The organism is Bradyrhizobium sp. LM2.9 (genome assembly GCF_054056555.1).
This window is the reverse complement of the sequence record NZ_JBSRYJ010000002.1, coordinates 450,829-469,124: the sequence shown is the minus strand read 5'-3', so window position 1 is coordinate 469,124 and position 18,296 is coordinate 450,829. Positions and strand designations below refer to the sequence as shown.

Annotated in this window: 14 protein-coding genes, 1 tRNA gene and 2 pseudogenes; 14 read left to right on the top strand and 3 right to left on the bottom strand. The window is 63.9% G+C overall.

What is annotated here, in order from left to right; translation table 11 throughout:
- Nucleotides 1-4: 4 nt before the first annotated feature.
- The 12 genes and pseudogenes from ACVWW3_RS03745 to ACVWW3_RS03690 all read left to right on the top strand — a co-directional run bounded on the left by ACVWW3_RS03745 (nt 5) and on the right by ACVWW3_RS03690 (nt 12,080).
- Nucleotides 5-898, top strand: a complete 894-nt coding sequence (locus tag ACVWW3_RS03745; protein WP_247448288.1) for an NAD(P)-dependent oxidoreductase — start codon at nt 5-7, stop codon at nt 896-898.
- Between the two features lie 31 nt (nt 899-929).
- Nucleotides 930-2,324, top strand: a complete 1,395-nt coding sequence (locus ACVWW3_RS03740; protein WP_456650894.1) for an MmgE/PrpD family protein — start codon at nt 930-932, stop codon at nt 2,322-2,324.
- 112 nt (nt 2,325-2,436) lie between these two features.
- A complete protein-coding gene (locus ACVWW3_RS03735) occupies nt 2,437-3,372 on the top strand; it encodes a branched-chain amino acid ABC transporter permease (RefSeq protein ID WP_247348106.1) in 936 nt (311 codons plus the stop codon).
- A 2-nt stretch (nt 3,373-3,374) separates the two neighbouring features.
- Nucleotides 3,375-5,147 (top strand): branched-chain amino acid ABC transporter ATP-binding protein/permease, encoded by a 1,773-nt coding sequence (locus ACVWW3_RS03730; RefSeq protein ID WP_456672398.1) that lies wholly within the window; start codon nt 3,375-3,377, stop codon nt 5,145-5,147.
- Nucleotides 5,134-5,841: an ABC transporter ATP-binding protein gene (locus ACVWW3_RS03725; RefSeq protein ID WP_247348104.1), complete on the top strand. Its 708-nt coding sequence runs from the start codon at nt 5,134-5,136 to the stop codon at nt 5,839-5,841. Before ACVWW3_RS03730 ends, ACVWW3_RS03725 begins: the two co-directional genes overlap by 14 nt.
- A 35-nt stretch (nt 5,842-5,876) precedes the next feature.
- Nucleotides 5,877-7,127, top strand: a complete 1,251-nt coding sequence (locus ACVWW3_RS03720) for an ABC transporter substrate-binding protein (protein WP_247348102.1) — start codon at nt 5,877-5,879, stop codon at nt 7,125-7,127.
- Nucleotides 7,128-7,162: 35 nt separating this feature from the next.
- Nucleotides 7,163-8,399, top strand: a pseudogene (locus ACVWW3_RS03715) (ABC transporter substrate-binding protein).
- Between the two features lie 14 nt (nt 8,400-8,413).
- Nucleotides 8,414-8,794 (top strand): carboxymuconolactone decarboxylase family protein, encoded by a 381-nt coding sequence (locus ACVWW3_RS03710; RefSeq protein WP_247348098.1) that lies wholly within the window; start codon nt 8,414-8,416, stop codon nt 8,792-8,794.
- Between the two features lie 15 nt (nt 8,795-8,809).
- A complete protein-coding gene (locus ACVWW3_RS03705) occupies nt 8,810-9,580 on the top strand; it encodes an SDR family oxidoreductase (RefSeq protein ID WP_456652070.1) in 771 nt (256 codons plus the stop codon).
- A gap of 24 nt (nt 9,581-9,604) precedes the next feature.
- On the top strand, nt 9,605-10,345 hold the full coding sequence (locus tag ACVWW3_RS03700; RefSeq protein WP_456650897.1) for an SDR family oxidoreductase: 741 nt from the start codon (nt 9,605-9,607) through the stop codon (nt 10,343-10,345).
- 21 nt (nt 10,346-10,366) lie between these two features.
- Nucleotides 10,367-11,080 carry a GntR family transcriptional regulator gene (locus ACVWW3_RS03695; RefSeq protein WP_354105059.1) on the top strand — a complete coding sequence of 238 codons (714 nt, stop codon included), beginning with the start codon at nt 10,367-10,369 and terminating at the stop codon, nt 11,078-11,080.
- Between the two features lie 118 nt (nt 11,081-11,198).
- A complete protein-coding gene (locus ACVWW3_RS03690) occupies nt 11,199-12,080 on the top strand; it encodes a tripartite tricarboxylate transporter substrate-binding protein (protein WP_456671873.1) in 882 nt (293 codons plus the stop codon).
- A gap of 334 nt (nt 12,081-12,414) precedes the next feature.
- Here the strand turns inward: ACVWW3_RS03690 and ACVWW3_RS03685 are convergent, their stop codons facing one another.
- Entirely contained in the window at nt 12,415-13,011 is a 597-nt protein-coding gene (locus tag ACVWW3_RS03685; RefSeq protein ID WP_456650898.1) for a LysE family translocator, read from the bottom strand.
- 98 nt (nt 13,012-13,109) lie between these two features.
- On the opposite strand from ACVWW3_RS03685, the gene ACVWW3_RS03680 reads away from it, so the two are divergent.
- On the top strand, nt 13,110-13,976 hold the full coding sequence (locus ACVWW3_RS03680; protein WP_456650899.1) for a LysR family transcriptional regulator: 867 nt from the start codon (nt 13,110-13,112) through the stop codon (nt 13,974-13,976).
- Nucleotides 13,977-14,616: 640 nt separating this feature from the next.
- Here ACVWW3_RS03680 and ACVWW3_RS03675 read toward each other — a convergent pair.
- Nucleotides 14,617-14,692 (bottom strand) — tRNA-Gln (locus ACVWW3_RS03675).
- A gap of 276 nt (nt 14,693-14,968) precedes the next feature.
- Here ACVWW3_RS03675 and ACVWW3_RS03670 point away from each other — a divergent pair.
- Nucleotides 14,969-16,747, top strand: coding sequence for an acyl-CoA dehydrogenase (locus ACVWW3_RS03670; RefSeq protein ID WP_354046017.1), 1,779 nt, complete (start codon nt 14,969-14,971; stop codon nt 16,745-16,747).
- Nucleotides 16,748-16,762: 15 nt separating this feature from the next.
- On the opposite strand, the pseudogene ACVWW3_RS03665 reads toward ACVWW3_RS03670, so the two are convergent.
- Nucleotides 16,763-18,002 (bottom strand): annotated as a pseudogene (locus tag ACVWW3_RS03665) (MFS transporter).
- Between the last annotated feature and the right edge of the window lie 294 nt (nt 18,003-18,296).

Genomic DNA, 18,296 nt, shown 5'->3' with positions numbered 1-18,296 from the left:
GACGATGGCGGGAGAGATTCTCGGCGTGATCGGCACGGGCCGCATGGGCGGCCCCATGGCCGGGCGATTGATGGACGCGGGCTATTCGCTCGTCATCTACGACACGCAAGTCGAGGCGACCCAGCCGCTGGTCAAGCGCGGCGCGCTACTCGCAAAGTCGCCAGCCGACGTCGCCTCGCGCGCCGACATCGTGCTCGCCAGTCTGCCGACACCCGACATCGTCAAGGCCGTCACACTCGGACAGGACGGCATCAGCAGCGGCAATCGTGCGAAGATCGTGATTGATCTCTCGACCTCCGGTCCCGGCACGGCGAAGTTCGTCGCTGAAGGCCTCAAGGCCAAAGGAATGCAACTCGTCGATGCGCCCGTGAGCGGTGGCATCAAGGGCGCCGTCAACGGCACGCTGGCCGTGATGGTGTCGTGCCCGCAGGCAACCTACGAGACCGTGCAGCCAATCCTGAAGAATTTCGGCAAGCTGTTCTACACCGGCGACAAGCCCGGCGTGGCGCAGACGGCCAAGCTCGCCAACAATCTGATGGCGGCCGCGGCGCTGGTGATCACGTCGGAAGCAGTCGCGATGGGTGTCAAAGGCGGCGTCAACGCAAAGGTGCTGATCGACATCATCAATGCCAGCAGCGGCCGCAACAGCGCCTCCGAAGACAAATTCCCCCGCGCGGTGCTGCCCGGCACCTTCGATTTCGGCTTCACCACCGGCCTTTCCTACAAGGATGTCCGGTTGTGCGTGGACGAAGCCGAGGCCATGGGTGTGCCGATGGTCTGCGGCGCGGTGGTGCGGCAGATGCTCGCGATCACCAACGCCAAATACGGCGCGTCGTCCGATTTCACCTCGATCGCCAAGGTGCTCGAGGAGTGGGCCGGCGTCGAGATGCGTGGCTGATCGCGCAAAACCCTCGGGGAGAGCGACTGCGATGACGATCGGCCCGACCGTATCAGGCAAGATATCGCTCGCGCGCCAGATGGCGCGGCGCGTGATTGCGCTCGACCTCGGAGATTTCGGGTCCGAAGTCGTCGCCAAGGCGAAGATTTGCCTGCTCGACTTCTTGTCCTGCGCCTTCGAGGCGGGCCATCATCCCTGGAGCCGTCAGGCTGTTTCAATCGCGAATGCCGGTGGCAGCGCGACGATCGTCGGACGACCGCAACCCTCCTCGCCGGCCGACGCAGCCTTCGCCAATGCCGTGATGGGACATGGTCTCGTCCGTGAAGACATGCATGCGGCCAGCATCGCGCACCACGGCGTCGTGATCTGGCCGACCCTTCTCGCGCTGTCGGAACAGACGCCGCTGCACGGGGGCCGACTGCTGACAGCTGCCATCATCGGGTACGAGACCGGTGCGCGGATCGGCCGCGCGCTCGTCAGCTCAGATCTCGCGCGCTTGTATCGGCCGACCGGGCTGGTTGCACCGATCGGCGCGGCGCTGGCGGGAAGTTTCGCGCTTGGCCTTTCCGAGGACGCCGCGACCAGCGCCATCGCGATCGCGGCCAATACGTCGAGCGGGCTGAACGAGTGGCCGCATGCCGGCAGCTCGGACATGTATTTTCATCCGGGCTTCGCCGCCAGCAACGCAATTAAGGCGATTGGCCTTGCCGCAGCGGGCGCTTTCGGCTCGGAAACGATTCTCGAAGGTGAAGCCGGCTTGTTCGCCGCATATCGCCGCCAGGCCGCGCCCGACAACGTCGCGCTATTCCCGAATGGCGAGAGCGAGATCATGGCCGTCTACAACAAGCCGGTCCCGGCCTGCAATTTCGCGCAGACCGCCGCACAGGCGGCGCTTCGCGTGTCGCGCGAGCTCGCCGGCGCCGACGAGATCGACCGCGTCGTCATTCGCGCGCCCGATGCCGCCGTTCGCTATCCCGGCTGCGACTCCACAGGGCCCTACCGCAACGCGCTTCAGGCCAAGATGAGCATTCCGTTCAGCGTCGCCGCGACGCTGGCGCGGGGCGAGATCGCGGAAGAGAATTATGCCGGGCTCGACGATGCCGACATCATCCGCCTGGTTTCGGTCACGGACCTCAAGGCCGATGCCGGCTTCACCGCTGCCTTCCCCGGCAAGCAGGGTGCGGATGTGACCGTGCATCTGCGCGGCGGCCGGACGATCCGGCACGCGTTGCCCGATGTCATTGCCGCCACACCCTCAGATATTCGCGCGCGTTTTCGCGCCGCCGCCAGCCGCGCCCTCGGCGAGGACCGCGCACACCGGCTGGAGCAACTCATCGACGACTGCGAACAGCTCGGCAATGCCAGTGCCATCGCAGCACAGTGCCGTCTGGACGCACCGGAACGGGTTTTACGATCGGCATCATAAGAAGTGCCGGAGAGTACGGGGGAAACATGGTCGACTTGGAGACCAGTCTATTAGCACCATCGACGCATGATCGTCAGCAGGCCGGCGCAGGCGCCGCGCGGAGGCCGGGTTGATGGAGGGATTCTTTCAAGCGCTCGCCGCAGGCCTTCTGATCGGTGCCGTCTACGGCCTGATGTGCGTCGGGCTCGGCCTGATCTTCGGCGTCATGCGCGTCATCAACTTCGCCCACGGCGATTTCATGATGCTCGGCATGTATGTCGCCTTCTATCTCTTCACCGCCGCCGGGATCCAGACGCTGTTCGGCAACACCGTCGGGCCGTTCGTCGCGATCCTGCTCGCCGGGCCCGTGCTTGCCGTATTCGGCTATTTCGTCCATCTGGCCCTGATCTCGCACGTCTCAGGCACGCGCACCGCCTCGCTCGAGGGCGAAGGCCATTACGCCCAGCTCATCCTCACGCTCGGCATCGCGCTGATCCTGCAGAACGGCGGCCTCATCGTGTTCGGATCCGTGCTGGCCTCGATCCGCACGCCGCTGTCGAGCACGGCCTGGGAGCTCGGCCCCTACTTCGATATGAGCATCTTCCTCAACAAGGCGCGCAGCATCGACGCGATCGTTTCGCTGGCGATCATGACGCTGCTCTCGCTATTGATCGCGCGGACGCGGATCGGCAAGTCACTCCGTGCCGCCGCCGACAATCCGACCGCCGCGACCTATATGGGCATCGACGTCGACCGCGCCCATCGCACCGCCTTTGCACTGGGCTGCGGCATCACGGCGATCGCCGGCGGCCTGCTCGCAACCAACTATCCGTTCCACCCCTTCGTCGGCCTCGAATACGTCATCGTCATGTATGCCGGTGTCGTGCTCGGCGGCATGGGCAGCATCATCGGCGCCTTCTGGGGCGGGATGACGATCGGCCTCGTGCAGCAGATGTCGACGTTGATCCTGCCGACGCAATTGCAGAACGCAGCGATCTTCGCCGTCTTTCTCCTTATCATCTTCTTTCGCCCGCAAGGCTTCTTCGGGCGCATGGTCGAGAGGACGTGACCATGCTCCGGATGCGCTCCTTCCTTCCTCCCCTGCTGTTCACGATCGCCTATGCCGTGGTCTCGCTCGGCGTCACGAACTCCTATTACCAGCTCATCCTGACCCTGGTGCCGGTGTGGGCGGTATTCGGGCTGTCCTGGAACCTGCTCAGCGGCTACACCGGATTGATCTCGTTCGGCCACGCCGCCTTCTTCGGGATCGGCGCCTATGCCACCGCGCTCGGGCAGATCTATTTCGATATTTCGCCGTGGCTGCTGATTCCGGTCGCCGCCATGCTCGGCGGCATCGCCGGGCTCCTGATCGGATTTCCGACCTTCCGCCTGCAGGGCCACTACTTCGCCCTGGCGATGCTCGCCTACCCGCTCGCCATTCTTTACGTGTTCGAGTGGCTCGGATTCCAGGAGGTGACGCTCCCGATCAAGCGTGACGCTCCGATCGCCTATATGCAGTTCGCCGATCCTCACCTCTACACGTTGCTGGGGCTCGCGATCATGCTTGCCACGATCGTGCTGACGCAGGTGATCGAGCGCTCGCGCTTCGGCATGGCGCTGCTCGCGATCAAGCAGAACGAGGCTGCGGCCGAAGCGGCCGGAATCGATACGCTGGCCTGGAAGCTCCGCGCGATCACGCTCAGCGGCGCAATCGCGGCTGCCATCGGCGGGTTCTACGCGCAGGTTCTGCTGGTCGTGACCCCGGCCTCGGTGTTCGGCATGCTGGTGTCCGCGCAGGCGCTCACGGTCGTGATGTTCGGCGGCGTCGGCACGGTCTGGGGTCCGGTCATCGGGGCGGTCATTCTGATCCCGCTCGCCGAAATCCTGCACGCGGAGGCCGGTGCGCGCATCCCCGGCATCCAGGGCGTCATCTTCGGCCTTGCCATTGTCTGCGTGATCCTGCTGGCACCGGAAGGCCTCTTTTGGAAACTGCGCGATCTCTTGCGCAAACGGGATGCGTCCAAAGCAACGGTCAACGACGCTCCGCGAGCGACCGCCGCCAACGTGACGACACTGAAGCCCGGCTCGCAACAGCGCGCCGCGACCGGCGAGGTCGTGCTTGAGGTTCGCAACCTCTCGCGCTCTTTCGGTGGCCTCAAGGCCGTGCAGGATGTCAGCTTCAAGCTGCACAAGAACGAGATCCTCGGCATCATCGGCCCCAACGGTGCCGGCAAGACCACGCTGTTCAATCTCCTCAACGGCTTCCTGAAGCCGAACCAGGGCGAGGTTCTGATCGACGGCCGCAACATGTCCGGCCAGCGGCCGCACACAATCTGCGAGGCCGGCGTCGGCCGCACCTTCCAGGTCATGCGGCCGTTCCTGCGCATGTCGATCCTCGACAATGTCGTGGTGGGCGCCTATGTGCGTGCGCGCTCCGACGGGGAGGCACGCAAGCTTGCCGCCGACGCGGTTGCCCGCGTGGGGCTTTCTGCGGTGGCCGGTCGTGTCGCCGGTGAACTTTCGACCAAGGAGCTGCGGCTGATGGAGCTTGCGCGCGCGATTGCCGGCCAGCCACGCATCCTGCTGCTCGACGAGACGCTGGCCGGCCTCGGTCATGGCGAGGCGGACGAGGTCGTCGCCGTGATCCAGCAACTTGCACGCGACGGCATGACCATCGCCATCATCGAGCACACCATGCAGGCCATGGTCCGGCTGGTCGACAGATTTCTCGTGCTCGACCACGGCGCCGTCATCACCGAGGGCCTGCCGGAGGTGGTGACGCGCGATAGCCGCGTGATCGAAGCCTATCTCGGCAAAAAGTGGGCGGCCCATGCTGCGAATTGAGGGATTGAGCGCGGGCTACTCCGCAAAACCCGTCCTGAACGACGTGTCGATCAATGTCGGTGCAGGTCAATTCGTTGCGATCGTCGGGCCCAACGGCGCCGGCAAGACCACGCTGTTCAAGACAATTTCCGGTATCGTGAAGCCGAGCGGCGGGGCTATCTCATTCGACGGCGTCGATCTGCTCGCGGTGCCGCCGCCGCAGCGCGCCCATCTCGGCATCGCCCATGTTCCCGAGGGCCGCCAGGTCTTCCCATCGCTGACCGTGATGGAGAATCTGGAAATGGGCGCGATGACAGAGAGCGGCCGGCGCGACTGGCAGGCCAATATCGAGCGCATCTTCGAATGGCTGCCGGTGCTGAAGGAACGCCGCAATCAGTTTGCGGGCACGATGTCCGGCGGCCAGCAGCAGATGCTTGCGATCGGCCGCGGTCTCGCCTCCTCGCCAAAACTCCTGATGCTGGACGAGCCATCAATGGGGCTCGCGCCGTCGACTGCGGACTTCATCTTCGAGCGCCTGATCGAGATCCGGCGTCAGTCCGGGCTGACCATGCTGCTGGTGGAGCAGCGCGTCGCGGAAGCGCTGGAGTCAGCAGATCACGGCTACGTCCTCGAAGCCGGACACGTCGTGCTCGAAGGCAACAACGACACGCTGCGCGCCGACGACCGCGTACGCAAAGCCTATCTCGGTATGTGACGAACAAAAAAACAAAGACCAGGGAGAGAACCAAAATGAACAAGACTTCGAAAGGCAAGACATCGAAGGGATTGACGCGCCGGACCGTACTGTCGGGCGCCGCCGCCGTCGGCCTCGCCGGCGTGGCACGCGCGCAGACGCCGGCAGAGGTCAAGGTCGGACTGATCGTGCCGCTGTCGGGCATCTACACCCGCCCCGGCCAGGTGATGAAGATGGGCGCCGAGATGGGCATCGAGCACATCAACGCGCAGGGCGGCATCAAGGCGCTCGGCGGTGCCAAGCTGAAGCTTGTCGTGATCGATTGCGGCGACACCACCGAGAAGGCCAAGAACGCGGCGCAGCGCATGGTGGCGCAGGAGCCCGATCTCGTCGCCGCCACCGGCGCTTATCTCTCGTCCTTCACGCTCGCCGTGACCGAGGTGACCGAGCGCGCCGAACTGCCGGTGCTGACGCTGTCCTATTCGGACCTGCTGACCGACCGCGGCTTCAAATACATCTTCCAGACCGCCGCGACCGCAAGCCGCCAGTCCGAGCTCGGCCTGCCGACGCTGATCAAGCTTGCCGAGAATGCATCGGGCAAGAAGCCGAAGACTGTGGCGATGCTGATGGACAACACCGCGACCTCCGTCGCCACCGCCAAAGCGCTGAAGGAAAAGCTGTTCGCGCAGGAAGGTCTCCAGCTCGTCGTCGAGGAAGTCTGGACGCCGCCATTGTCGGATGCGACCCCGCTGATCCAGAAAGTTCGCTCTGCAAAGCCGGACCTGCTGCTGTTCATGCCGAACGCGGTCTCCGACGCCAAGCTCGGTCTGGAGAAGATCAGCGAGTTCGGCCTCGGCCAGGGCAAAATTCCGACGGTGTCGTTCAGTATCACCATTGCCGAGCCCGACATGCTCCAGAGCGTGAGTCCGGAGACCGTGCAAGGCATCATGACCATCGTCGCCAACTGGGGATCGAAGGGTCACGAGGCGCTGATCGCGGAGCTCAAGGCCAAGTACAAGGAGCCCTGGATGACGCAGAACGTCATCTCGACCTATGGCGACATGTGGCTGATGAAGGAGGCGCTGGAGAAAGCCGGCAAGGCCGACCGCAACTCGGTCGCGCAGGCCTTCCGCACCCTGGATGCCGGTCCCTCGAAATACTATCCAGGCGGTCAACTCAAATTCGACGAGAAGGGCCGTCGCGTCGGCGCCGGCGTCGTCATCGTGCAATGGCAATCGGGCGTGCCTGTCACCGTTTATCCGCCCGAACTCGCGCAGTCGCAGCCGTTCTGGCCGAAGAAATCCTAACAGCGTCGCGCGTTTTTTCAGGGAGGAGAATTGTCATGACCACGAAGAGCAAGATCACGATCACGCGGCGAACGCTGCTGGCGGGCGCATCCGGTACGCTGATCGCATCCCGCGCCTGGGCGCAACAACCTGCGGAAGTGAAGGTCGGCCTGCTGGTGCCGATCTCCGGGCTTTATGCCCGGCCGGGAACGGTGATGCGTGAAGGCGCCGAGATGGCGGTCGATCACATCAACGCGCAAGGCGGCGTCAAGGCACTCGGCGGCGCCAAGCTGAAGCTCGTCGTGCTCGATTCCGGCGACACCACGGAAAAGGCCAAGAACGCCGCCCAGCGCATGGTTGCGCAGGAGACCGATCTGGTCGCGGCCAGCGGCGCGTATTTGTCCTCGTTCACGCTCGCGGTCACGGAGGTGACCGAGCGCGCCAGCCTGCCCGTCCTCACCCTCTCCTACTCCGACCTCATCACCGAGCGCGGATTCAAATACGTATTCCAGACCGCAGCCACCGCAGGTTCGCAGGCGCGGCAAGCGTTGCCCCAGATCATCAAGCTGGCGGAGACGGCCTCCGGCAAGCGTCCGAAGACGGTCGCGATCCTGACCGACAACACGGGGGCCTCGATCGCCTCCGCAAAGGCGATGCGCGAAGGCCTTCTGGCGGAGAACCAGTTGCAGCTGATCGTCGACGAGACGTTCACGCCGCCGCTGGCGGATGCGACGTCGCTGGTGCAGAAGATCCGTTCGGCGAAACCCGATCTGCTGTTCTTCCTGCCGACGGTGATCTCGGACGCGAAGCTGCTGCTCGAGAAGATGAACGAGTTCGGTCTCGGCCAGGGCAAGGTTCCGACCATCTCGTTCGGCATCGCGATCGCCGAGCCGGACATGCTGCAAACCGTCAGCCCCGAACTGCTTCAGGGCGTACTGACCTGCGTCGCAAGCTGGGGCGCCAAGGGCCACGAGGCACTGATCGCCGAACTGAAGACCCGCTACAAGGAGCCGTGGATGACGCCAGAACGCGATCTCCACCTACGGCGACATGTGGGTGATCAAGGACGCGCTCGAGAAAGCCGGTAAGGCCGATCGCGTCGCCGTCGGCGAGGCATTGCGCACCATGGATGCCGGCCCCTCGAAATACTATCCGCTGGGCGAGATCAAGTTCGACGAGAAGGGCCGCCGCGTCGGCGCCGGCATGACCATCGTGCAGTGGCAGGCAGGCGTGCCGGTGACGGTGTTCCCTCCAGCGCTCGCACTGGCACAGCCGTTCTGGCCGAAAAACTGACAACGGAGAACAACATGGACAAGGCGACTTACGACCGCGGCCTCGAAATCCGCAAGAGCGTGCTCGGCAACGAGTTCGTCGACAAGGCTATCGCTTCCGCGGACGATTTCAACCGCCCGATGCAGGATCTCACCACCGAATATTGCTGGGGCTATGTCTGGGGGCGCGAAGGGCTGGAGCGGAAGACCCGCAGCTTTCTCAATCTCGCAATGCTGTGCGCGCTCAACCGGCCGCATGAGCTGAAGACTCACGTGCGCGGTGCGCTCGCCAACGGCGCAACGCGCGAGGAAATCCGCGAGGTCTTCATGCAGGTTGCGATCTATTGCGGCGTGCCGGCCGGCGTGGATGCATTCCGAAACGCGAAGGACGTCTTCGCCGAACTCGACAACAAATAGCGCAGCGTGGCTACGATGAAGGGCAAATGGGCACTCGTGACTGGTGCGACTGCGGGCCTCGGACTGGCCGTCGCGGAAGGCCTGGCCGGCGCGGGTGCCAACATTGTCCTTCACGATCTCGTCGCGCCGAAGCAGGCCGCGGATGACCTTCGCGCCCGCTTCGGTGTCGAAATCATCGCGGCCGGCGTCGATCTCTCCCAACGCGAGGCGATCGAGGCCATGATGGCGGACCTGCTCGACCGCTGCGGCGCCATCGATATCCTCGTCAACAACGCCGTTATCAGGCATTTCTCCGCAATCGAGCAGTTTCCGCCCGATCGATGGGAGCAGGCGCTGGCCGTGAATCTGTCTGCGCCGTTCCATCTGATCCGCCTGGCGCTGCCGGCGATGAAGCAGCGCGGCTGGGGCCGCATCATCAACATGGGCTCGATCTATTCGAGCCGCGCAGTCGAGGACCGCATCGACTACGTCACCACCAAGACGGCGATTTTGGGCATGACCCGCGCCGTCGCCATTGAGACAGCCCGCAGCGGCATCACCTGCAACACGCTCTGCCCCGGCACGCTGCCGACGCCCGCGATCCTGAACAAGATCGCGGCGATTGCATCGGACAGTGACCGACCGGTAGACGACGTGACCCGTGAGTATCTCGGCGAGCGCCAGCCCACGCAGCGCTTCGTCGAAATGGATGCGGTCGCCGCTATGGTCGTCTTTCTCTGTGGAACCGCCGCAAACGACATTACCGGAGCCAGCCTGCCGATCGACGGCGGCTGGTCGGTCGCATGAGAGCATTGGAATGGGAGTGTTGTTATGACGGAACATTCGGGCCAGACCGTCGTGCTGACAGGCGCCGCCGGCGGCATCGGACGCGCTATCACCAAGGCGCTCTTGGAAAGCGGCCGCCGCGTCGTGCTGGTCGATCGCGACGCCAAGGCGCTTCAGGAGTTGGCGGCGACGGCCGGCAATGCGGTGTTTCCGATCCAGCTCGACATCAGCGACGCAAAGGCGGTGGATGGCCTGCCCGATGCCATTCCCGGTCATTTCAATTCGGTCGATGTCCTCATCAACAACGCCGGCCACGATATCGGCGGACGGACACGCTTCGACATTGGTTCCGCAGACGACTGGTCCAACATCATCCAAACCAACCTGATCGGCCTGATGCGCGTCACGCGCGCGATCCTCCCCGGCATGGTCCAGCGCAATGCCGGCCATGTCGTCAATATCAGCTCGATCAACGCGGTCCGGATCGTGCCTGACATGGCCGCCTACAGCACCAGCAAGGCGGGCGTGCACATGTTCACCGAGACCCTCCGGGGCGAGCTGGCGGAAACTGCGATCAGGGTCACCGAGCTCCAGCCCGGCCTGACCCGGACCAACATCATCCTGACCCGCTACCGCGGCGATCAGCAGAAGGAAAAGGACTATTTCGACCAGTTCAGGATGGCGCTCGAGCCGGCCGACATCGCCCGTTCCATCGTCTTTGCCCTCGACCAGCCCCCGCACGTTCAAATTGCCGAAATGATGATTCTGCCTGTAAACCGGTTTTGAGCCCTCAAACCAAGGCCAGTCATGGACAGACGCACGGAACTGCAGTCGCTTCGCATCGAGGACGTCCCGACCGTCCGGGCGATGGTCGCGCAAAAGCTGCGCGGGGCGATCATGTCCGGAACGCTCAAGCCGGGCCAGCGGCTGGTCGAGCGCGAGCTCTGCGAGATGATGGGCGTCAGCCGTCCCTCGATCCGCGAAGCGCTGCGCGCCCTCGAGGCCGACGGGCTCGTCAATACCGTCCCGCATCGCGGCCCCGTGGTCTCGACGATCAGCCTGGAGGAGGCCCGGCAGCTCTACACGGCACGCGCGGTCCTCGAAGGCTTCGCCGGCCGCGAATGCGCCAGGCTTCACGATCCCGAAGTGGCGCGCCGGATCGGGGACGCCCTCACGCGGCTGAAGGCCGCCGCCGCCAAGCAGGATCTGGTCGGGTGCCTCGAAGCCAAGACCGACTTCTACGGCGCGCTGATCGGCGGCTGCCGCAATGCCTTCATCGAGCGCATGCTCAAGCCGCTCCACGACCGCATTCAACTGCTGCGGATCACGTCGATGTCGCAACCGAAACGGATCAACAAGAGCCTGCGCGAGGTGACAGCGATCTGGCGTGCCATCCAGAACGGCGATGCAGACCTCGCCGAACGTTGCTGCGTCGATCACATCAACGCGGCCGCGGTGGCCGCGCTCGACATGATCGAAAAATCGTCGGCGGCCAAGGAGGCGGCGCCTTCCGACGACTAAAAAAATGCCGCCAGGGAGTGTTCGATGACGTATCTCGTACGATCGCTGATTCCTGTTTTTCCTGCTCTGCCCGTGTGGCGCGGCGATCGCAGACGACTACCCCACCCGCCCGGTCACGATGATCGTGCCCTTCTCCGCCGGCGGCCCCGGCGACGTCATCGCGCGGATCCTCGGCAACGCCATGAGCGCGACGCTGAAGCAGTCGATGGTCATCGAGAATGTCGTCGGCGCCGGCGGCACGCTCGGCACCAACCGCGTCGCCAAGGCCGCGCCTGACGGCTACACGCTGCTGTTGATGCATGTCGGCCAGGCCACGGCACCCTCCCTCTATGCCAAGCTGCCGTTCGACCCCGTCGGCGACTTCGCCACGATCGGGCTTGTCACCGACGTGCCGATGATCCTGGTGGCCCGGCCGAATTTTCCGGCCAAGGATCTCGGCGAGATGATCGCGCGCATCCGCAGCGAAGGCGACAAGATGACTTTCGGCAATGTCGGTCTCGGCTCGGCCTCGCAGCTCTGCGGCCTGATGTTCATGAACACCACCGACACAAAGCTTACGCCGATCTACTACAAAGGCGGCGGACCGGCGCTGAACGACGTCATCGCTGGCCACATCGACGTCTATTGCGATCCCGCGACCGGGCCGACGCCGTATATCCAGTCGAACACGATCAAGGGCTACGCGATCACAAGCAAGAAACGCGTCGGGACGCTGCCTGACGTGCCGACCTCGGCCGAAGCCGGCGTTCCCGAGTTCGACGTCACGACCTGGTACGGCCTCTACGCGCCGCGCGGCACGCCGAAGCCGGTGATCGACCATCTCGTGAGCGCGCTGCAGACAGCCCTGAAGGATCCTGCCCTGATCAGCCGCTTTGCCGAACTCAGCATGGCTCCGGTCGAGCCCGAGCGCGCGACGCCGGAGGCGCTCGAGGCTTTCCTGAAGGCCGAGATCGGCAAATGGGGACGGATCATCAAGGCCGCGGGAATCGAGCCACAGTAGATCCCACCATCAAGGACTCGAAGCGGGCCTTCAGGTAACACTCGACTGGCGATGATCCGCGTCGCGTACCGTCCGGATCGACCACTCTCTTGGGATCAAGAGGCAGTACCTCTTGGATGAACAAGGGGTACAACGACTGCATGAATTGCGGGTCCGTGTTGTCCTTGGCGCATCCGAACCGCAGTTTCTGACGCGGGTTGGGATGATAAGTGAAACCGCCCGTGGCGTTCGAGATCACGTGCGTCTGAACGAACTGTTCCGGGGTCTTCGCGTTTCCGGATACGCGGATCCGTCTAAAGCGGGGGGAATGGTGCTCTTATTGCCTCCCCAATCATTAGAGCCACATCGGAACGATCGAAATGACGAGCAAAACCCCTAAAAGGACATTGAGGACGCGCCACTGCATCTCCGTTTCGAGCAGGCGAGCGAGCAGCAATCCGGCGGCGCACCAGAGCGAGAGAGACAGGATTGCGGCGATACCAAATGCGCACCCGAGCAGCGCACCGAGTTGAAACGGGTTGCCCGCAAGCGCAGCAAAGGAAGCTGCGGCCCCCAGCGTCATCGCCCAGCCTTTCGGGTTGTGCCATAGCAACCACACCCCGCCGAGGAAGCTGGTCGGTTTCGCGAGATTAGCTTGGAGATGGGGAGGTCCGCTGCGACCGATCTTCCAGGCAAGCCACAAGAGATAGAGCGAGCCGATCGCCTTCATAGCGAGTTGCAAGGACGGTAGCGCCAGCAAAACGCTCGCCAAGCCCGCAGCGGCCGAGGCCGCCATTGAAGCAAGGCCCACCGCGATGCCGGCCATGAGCGGTATGGAGCGACGATAACCGAAATGAGCGCCCGAGGCTGTGGCTAGGGTCGTTGCGCCTCCTGGCGTGATCGTCGAAACGATAACGAAGAGAATAAGCGGTAAGAACTCGGTGGAAGTCACTCTCTGCCCCTGTTTATTGAAGCGAGAATTTACCGCGCCGCAGTCCATTATGGAAACGCATGCTGTGCATGGAATGCATTACGATCCATAATACAAGGATGAGTCGTAATCTCGATATGGGGCTTCTGCGGACCTTCGTAGCCGTCGCCGATCATGCCAGCATGACGGCGGCCGGAAATGCGCTGCACCTGTCTCAAAGCGCCGTCAGTCAGCAGATCGCCCGATTAGAGGATTTGTCTGGCGCTCTCTTTACGCGTGATCGCCGACGCATTCGGCTCACCGCCACAGGAGAGCGGTTGCTGGGGAAAGCCCGTCGTCTGCTGGTCCTGAATGACGAGCTTTGGTCAGACATGACTACCGAGGCGATGAGCGGGCAAGTTCGCCTGGGCGCTCCCTACGATCTCGCCGGCACGTGGCTCGCTCCAATCTTGAAAACCTACACTGAGAACCATCCGTTGGTGGACATCATGCTCGTTTGCGCCGCGTCTCCTGATCTTCTGGCGAGCACCCTGGATGGGACGATTGATGTTGCCCTTATCGAAGAACCGCTCGGGCCGTCCCGTGGCGAGTGCCTGATCGTCGATCGCTTGGTGTGGGTTGGTGCAAAGTCCGGCTCGGCACATTTGAAAACGCCGTTTCCTGTTTCGATGGTCGCCGAAACATGCGGATTCCGGCCTGCGGTCCTTCAAGCGCTAAGTGAGCACGGCGTGGCATGGCGCACTGTGTTTGAGAGCGGGAGCATCGATGCCAGCACGGCTACCGTTCGCTCAGACTTGGCGATCACGGCTTTGCTCACCTCGACCGTGCCGGCCGACCTCGAGATCGTACCTACAGAAGCGGGCCTGCCTGAGTTGCCTCCGTTTGCGATCAACCTGCATATGCCTAACGGCCACGCGCCGCCAGCCGCCACCGAACTTGCGCGGCACATCCGTGAAAGCTTGATGCGACATCTGCCGGGAACGTAAGCGCCGTCTTCAGCCTCGTTTTATCATGGGATAGGACGGGATGAGGATCATTATAGTATGGCTGGCAACGCTCGGCTTGAGCTGCGGCGACAATAGGCTGCATCTCGCATCAGTACCGGTTGCGACCAAATTGGAAGCTGCCGTTCGTTAAGGAAAGCCTCGGGCTGTTGGAAGACAGTCTGGTCCATAGAAGCAAAAGCAAAATGATGCGAGTTATCTGGCTTCCGGATCATGCAATTGTGGTGCGACCGCGCGCACCAACTCGGCGACAAGTATCACTGCTGGGTCCATGTCGGTGCGATGGTGCCGGACAAGATGGAGCGAGACTAGCGTCCGATCTCAAAGTTAGACCTCGCGTTTGGTTGAACAGTGCTTAGGCGGCGGGACTCTGCAGCTGTCGATCCCGCACGCGACATCAACGCGAGCGGTCGGAAGCTTGCAACGCGGACAGCGTTCATAGGCTCAATTCGTATCTTGATAAGTCGAACGAACGTTCAACGCGCGAGCACTTTCATCTGCCTTCGACCAAAAACGAAACCAGCACAGAATTTCCAAATGCGAGGTAAGCGGAATTTCCAAATGCGCCGGAAAATCCTCCTTCAGCAAGGCCATTCCTCTAACAAAATCAGCATGTTGGATCTGGCTGGGGCGGGAGGGGATCGAACCTCCGAATGGCGGAATCAAAATCCGCTGCCTTACCACTTGGCTACGCCCCAACAGGATGACCAACGGAACGGGGCGGAAGAACTGGCTACCGCAGATTCCCGTTGGTCGCAGCCGGTCTATAGGGAGCGAAGCGGCATTTCAACCGCCTGGAGGGGCAAAATACCACAGCCGCCGGCTGCGGACCTGCCACACCTTATTATAGGCCTTGTTATTATAGGCCCTGACAACGGCCCGTTCCGGCCCAGCGCGTTCCCTGGATCCCGACAGTTGAGACCTCCCCCGTTTCATGGGAATACGGCGGCAAGACCTGTCCACGGGAGTGAGCCATGACCTACCGCGCGCCGATCTCTGACATGCTGCTGTCGCTCAACCACGGCGCCGGCCTGAAGGCTGCCGTGGAGGCCGGCCATTACGGCGATTTCGACGGCGACATCGTGAGCGCCGTGCTGGAGGAAGCCGGCAAATTCGCAACCGACGTGCTGGCGCCGCTCAACAGGGTCGGCGACGAGCACGGCATCAAGCTCGATGCCGGCAAGGTCACGACCGCGCCGGGCTGGCCGGATGCCTACAAGCGCTGGACCGAGGGGGGCTGGAACGCAGTCTCCGGCCCCGAGGATTTTGGCGGCCAGGGCCTGCCGATCGCGATCAACGCGGCCTGCACCGAGATCTGGAGCGCCTCGAACGTCGCCTTCGGCCTCTGTCCGCTGCTGACGGCGTCGGCGATGGAGGCGCTGGACGCGCATGGCAGCGACGAGCTGAAAAAAATCTATCTCGAAAAGCTCGTCTCCGGCGAATGGACCGGCACGATGCAGCTGACCGAGCCGCAGGCCGGCTCCGACGTCGGTGCGCTGCGCACCCGCGCCGAGAAGACGGCCGACGGCACCTATCGCATCAAGGGGACGAAGATCTTCATCACCTATGGCGAACACGACATGACCGACAACATCGTGCATTTCGTGCTGGCGCGTCTCCCGGACGCGCCAGCCGGCACCAAGGGGATCTCGCTGTTCCTCGTGCCGAAGTTCATGGTCAACGAAGACGGCTCGCTGGGGCAGCGCAACGACATTTTTGCCTCAGGCGTCGAGCACAAGCTCGGCATGCATGCCTCCCCGACCTGCACTATGACCATGGGCGATCATGGCGGCGCGATCGGCTTCCTGGTCGGCGAAGAGAACCAGGGCATGCGCTGCATGTTCACGATGATGAACCAGGCCCGCCTCGGCGTCGGCCTCGAAGGCGTCGGTGTTGCCGACCGCGCCTACCAGCAGGCCCTCGCCTACGCACAGGAACGCAAGCAGGGCCGCGCCCTCGGCAAAAAGGGTGACGGCTCCGATGCGATCTTCGTGCATCCGGACGTCAAGCGCATGTTGATGCGGATGCGGGCGCAGACCGCGGCGGCACGCACCATCTGCTATGCGACCGCCGTCGCGATCGACGTCTCGACGCGCGCCAGGGATCCGAGGGTCCGCGCGGATGCTGCCGCGCGTGCGGCGCTTCTGACGCCGATGGCCAAGGGCTATTCGACCGATGTCGGCAACGAGGTCGCCTATCTCGGCGTGCAGGTGCATGGCGGCATGGGCTTCATCGAGGAGACCGGCGCGGCCCAGCACTATCGCGATGCCCGCATCACCGCGATTTACGAGGGCACCAACGGCATCCAGGCCATCGACCTCGTCACGCGAAAGCTCGCAGCCAACGGCGGCGCGTCGGTGTGGGCGCTGCTCGACGAGCTCTCCGCAACCGTGAAGCAGGTCGAAGCCTCCAACGATCCTGCCTTCGGCACCACGGGCGTGAAACTGCGCGAGGCACTGGAGGCGCTGACGCGCACCAGCAAATGGCTCCTGGAGCGCGTCGGGTCCGCGCCGAACGAGGCGCTGGCGGGCGCGACACCGTATCTGCAGCAATTCGGCGCCACGCTCGGGGGATGCATGCTCGCCTCCGAAGCGCTCGCCGCGAAAGCCGACGGCAACACGGACGCCGCGCGCTACGTCTCGCTGGCGCGCTTCTTCGCCGAGAACATCACCGTGCAGGCCGGCGCGCTCGAGCGCACGGTGACGGAGAGCGCGGAGTCGGTCGCGGCGGCGGATGCGGTGCTGCTGGGGTAGCTGGGACGCGTAGGGCTACGAGGCTGCGAGCTTTGCGCGCCTCCCCGGCCGCCACAGCACAATCCCCGCCGCCACAAGGTCCAGCACGACGCACATCGCAAACGCCGTCGTGTAATCGCCGGTTACGCTGCGCACGAGACCGACGATGCCGGGGCCGAAGGCGCTGACGATGCCGCTGATCGACGTGCCCAGTCCCATCGCGGCGGCGAAGGCGCTGGCGCCGATCTCGCGCTGGATGATCAGGGGCGGGAACGTGATCATGTTGCCGATCGAGAAGCCGTAGACGGCGCAGCACACGAGCAGCACGGTCGGGCTCGTGCTCTGCACCAGAACGAACAGTGCCGCCGCCTGGCTCGTCATCGAGGCCGCGCAGGCGAGCCGCGGATCGAGCTGGTCCACGAACAGACCGAGCGACAGGCGCCCGACCACCGCCATCGCCGCCATGAGGGTGACGGCAAGGCCCGCACTGGCCCGGCCGATCAGCGGTTCGAGAAACGTCACCTGGTGGATAATGAATCCCATCTGCGCCAGCAGCGCGATCGCGATCGGCAGCACCATGGTCCAGAACGCCGCGTTGGCGAGCAGCGCCTTGCGGGACTGCGTCGGCGCGGCCGTGCCACCACCAGACGCAGTTCCACCCGATGCCCGCGATGTCCGGTCGGGCCAGCCGATGAAGATCACGACCACCGGCAGCACCAGCACCACCATCGCGATCGTGGCCGCCAGCATGGCGGAACGGAAGCCGATACTGCCGCTTAGCGTCAGCAGCAGCGGAACGAGGACGATGCCGCCGCAGGTCGCGCCGTTGTAGGCGAGACTGAGCGCCAGCCCGCGGCGCCGTTCGAACCAGGAGTTCAGCACGGTCGCGATCACCACGGTGCCCATGGCCGGTCCAGCCGACCGACATCAACGCATAGGCGAGATAGAGCTGCCAGGGCGTCTGCAGCAGCGCCAGCAGCACCGTCGACGCGCCGAGCGCCGACAGGCCGCACAGGATCAGCGACCGCAGCCCGATACGGGCGAGCAGATCGTCGGTGAAGATGACGAGGACGGAGGTCAGGAGAAAGGAGAAGGTGCTGGCCGCGGAGACCAGTGTACCCGGCCAGCCATGGGCGCGTTGGAGCTCAGCGAGATAGACGCCCTGGCCGTACAGGCCGAAGCCGAACATGAAGAAGGCCATCAGGAAGCAGGCCAGCACGACGCGCCAGCCGCGGTAGTGGAACGAGGATTCGTCAACACCAGTGGCGGCAGTCATCAATCGAGCAATCGGCCAAATGGAACGCGACGGACCATCGTGCCGCACAACCACCGGTTTTTCAAATGAAACATTGTAGCTAATTGTTGCAACGCGCAACGGTGGATAAAGCGTAAAACGGCGCATGTGATTCGATGTGATGCGGTGCCACGCAGGGAACGCGAGCCAAGGCTGGACGCCAGGCATCCCGGCACAGGGGGATCGTCGAAAAGCTGGCACGAGCGGATTGGCACGCCTGCGAGATGATGTAGGCTGAAGACTACAAGACTCGTCAGCGTCGCGGCGACCGCAGGG

Coding starts and splice junctions, on each gene's coding strand:
- ACVWW3_RS03745 (WP_247448288.1), top strand. CDS start 5: ATGGCGGGAGAGATTCTCGGCGTGATCGGCACGGGCCGCATGGGCGGC.
- ACVWW3_RS03730 (WP_456672398.1), top strand. CDS start 3,375: ATGCTCCGGATGCGCTCCTTCCTTCCTCCCCTGCTGTTCACGATCGCC.
- ACVWW3_RS03725 (WP_247348104.1), top strand. CDS start 5,134: ATGCTGCGAATTGAGGGATTGAGCGCGGGCTACTCCGCAAAACCCGTC.
- ACVWW3_RS03710 (WP_247348098.1), top strand. CDS start 8,414: ATGGACAAGGCGACTTACGACCGCGGCCTCGAAATCCGCAAGAGCGTG.
- ACVWW3_RS03700 (WP_456650897.1), top strand. CDS start 9,605: ATGACGGAACATTCGGGCCAGACCGTCGTGCTGACAGGCGCCGCCGGC.
- ACVWW3_RS03720 (WP_247348102.1), top strand. CDS start 5,877: ATGAACAAGACTTCGAAAGGCAAGACATCGAAGGGATTGACGCGCCGG.
- ACVWW3_RS03670 (WP_354046017.1), top strand. CDS start 14,969: ATGACCTACCGCGCGCCGATCTCTGACATGCTGCTGTCGCTCAACCAC.
- ACVWW3_RS03740 (WP_456650894.1), top strand. CDS start 930: ATGACGATCGGCCCGACCGTATCAGGCAAGATATCGCTCGCGCGCCAG.
- ACVWW3_RS03680 (WP_456650899.1), top strand. CDS start 13,110: ATGAGTCGTAATCTCGATATGGGGCTTCTGCGGACCTTCGTAGCCGTC.
- ACVWW3_RS03690 (WP_456671873.1), top strand. CDS start 11,199: ATGATCGTGCCCTTCTCCGCCGGCGGCCCCGGCGACGTCATCGCGCGG.
- ACVWW3_RS03695 (WP_354105059.1), top strand. CDS start 10,367: ATGGACAGACGCACGGAACTGCAGTCGCTTCGCATCGAGGACGTCCCG.
- ACVWW3_RS03705 (WP_456652070.1), top strand. CDS start 8,810: ATGAAGGGCAAATGGGCACTCGTGACTGGTGCGACTGCGGGCCTCGGA.
- ACVWW3_RS03735 (WP_247348106.1), top strand. CDS start 2,437: ATGGAGGGATTCTTTCAAGCGCTCGCCGCAGGCCTTCTGATCGGTGCC.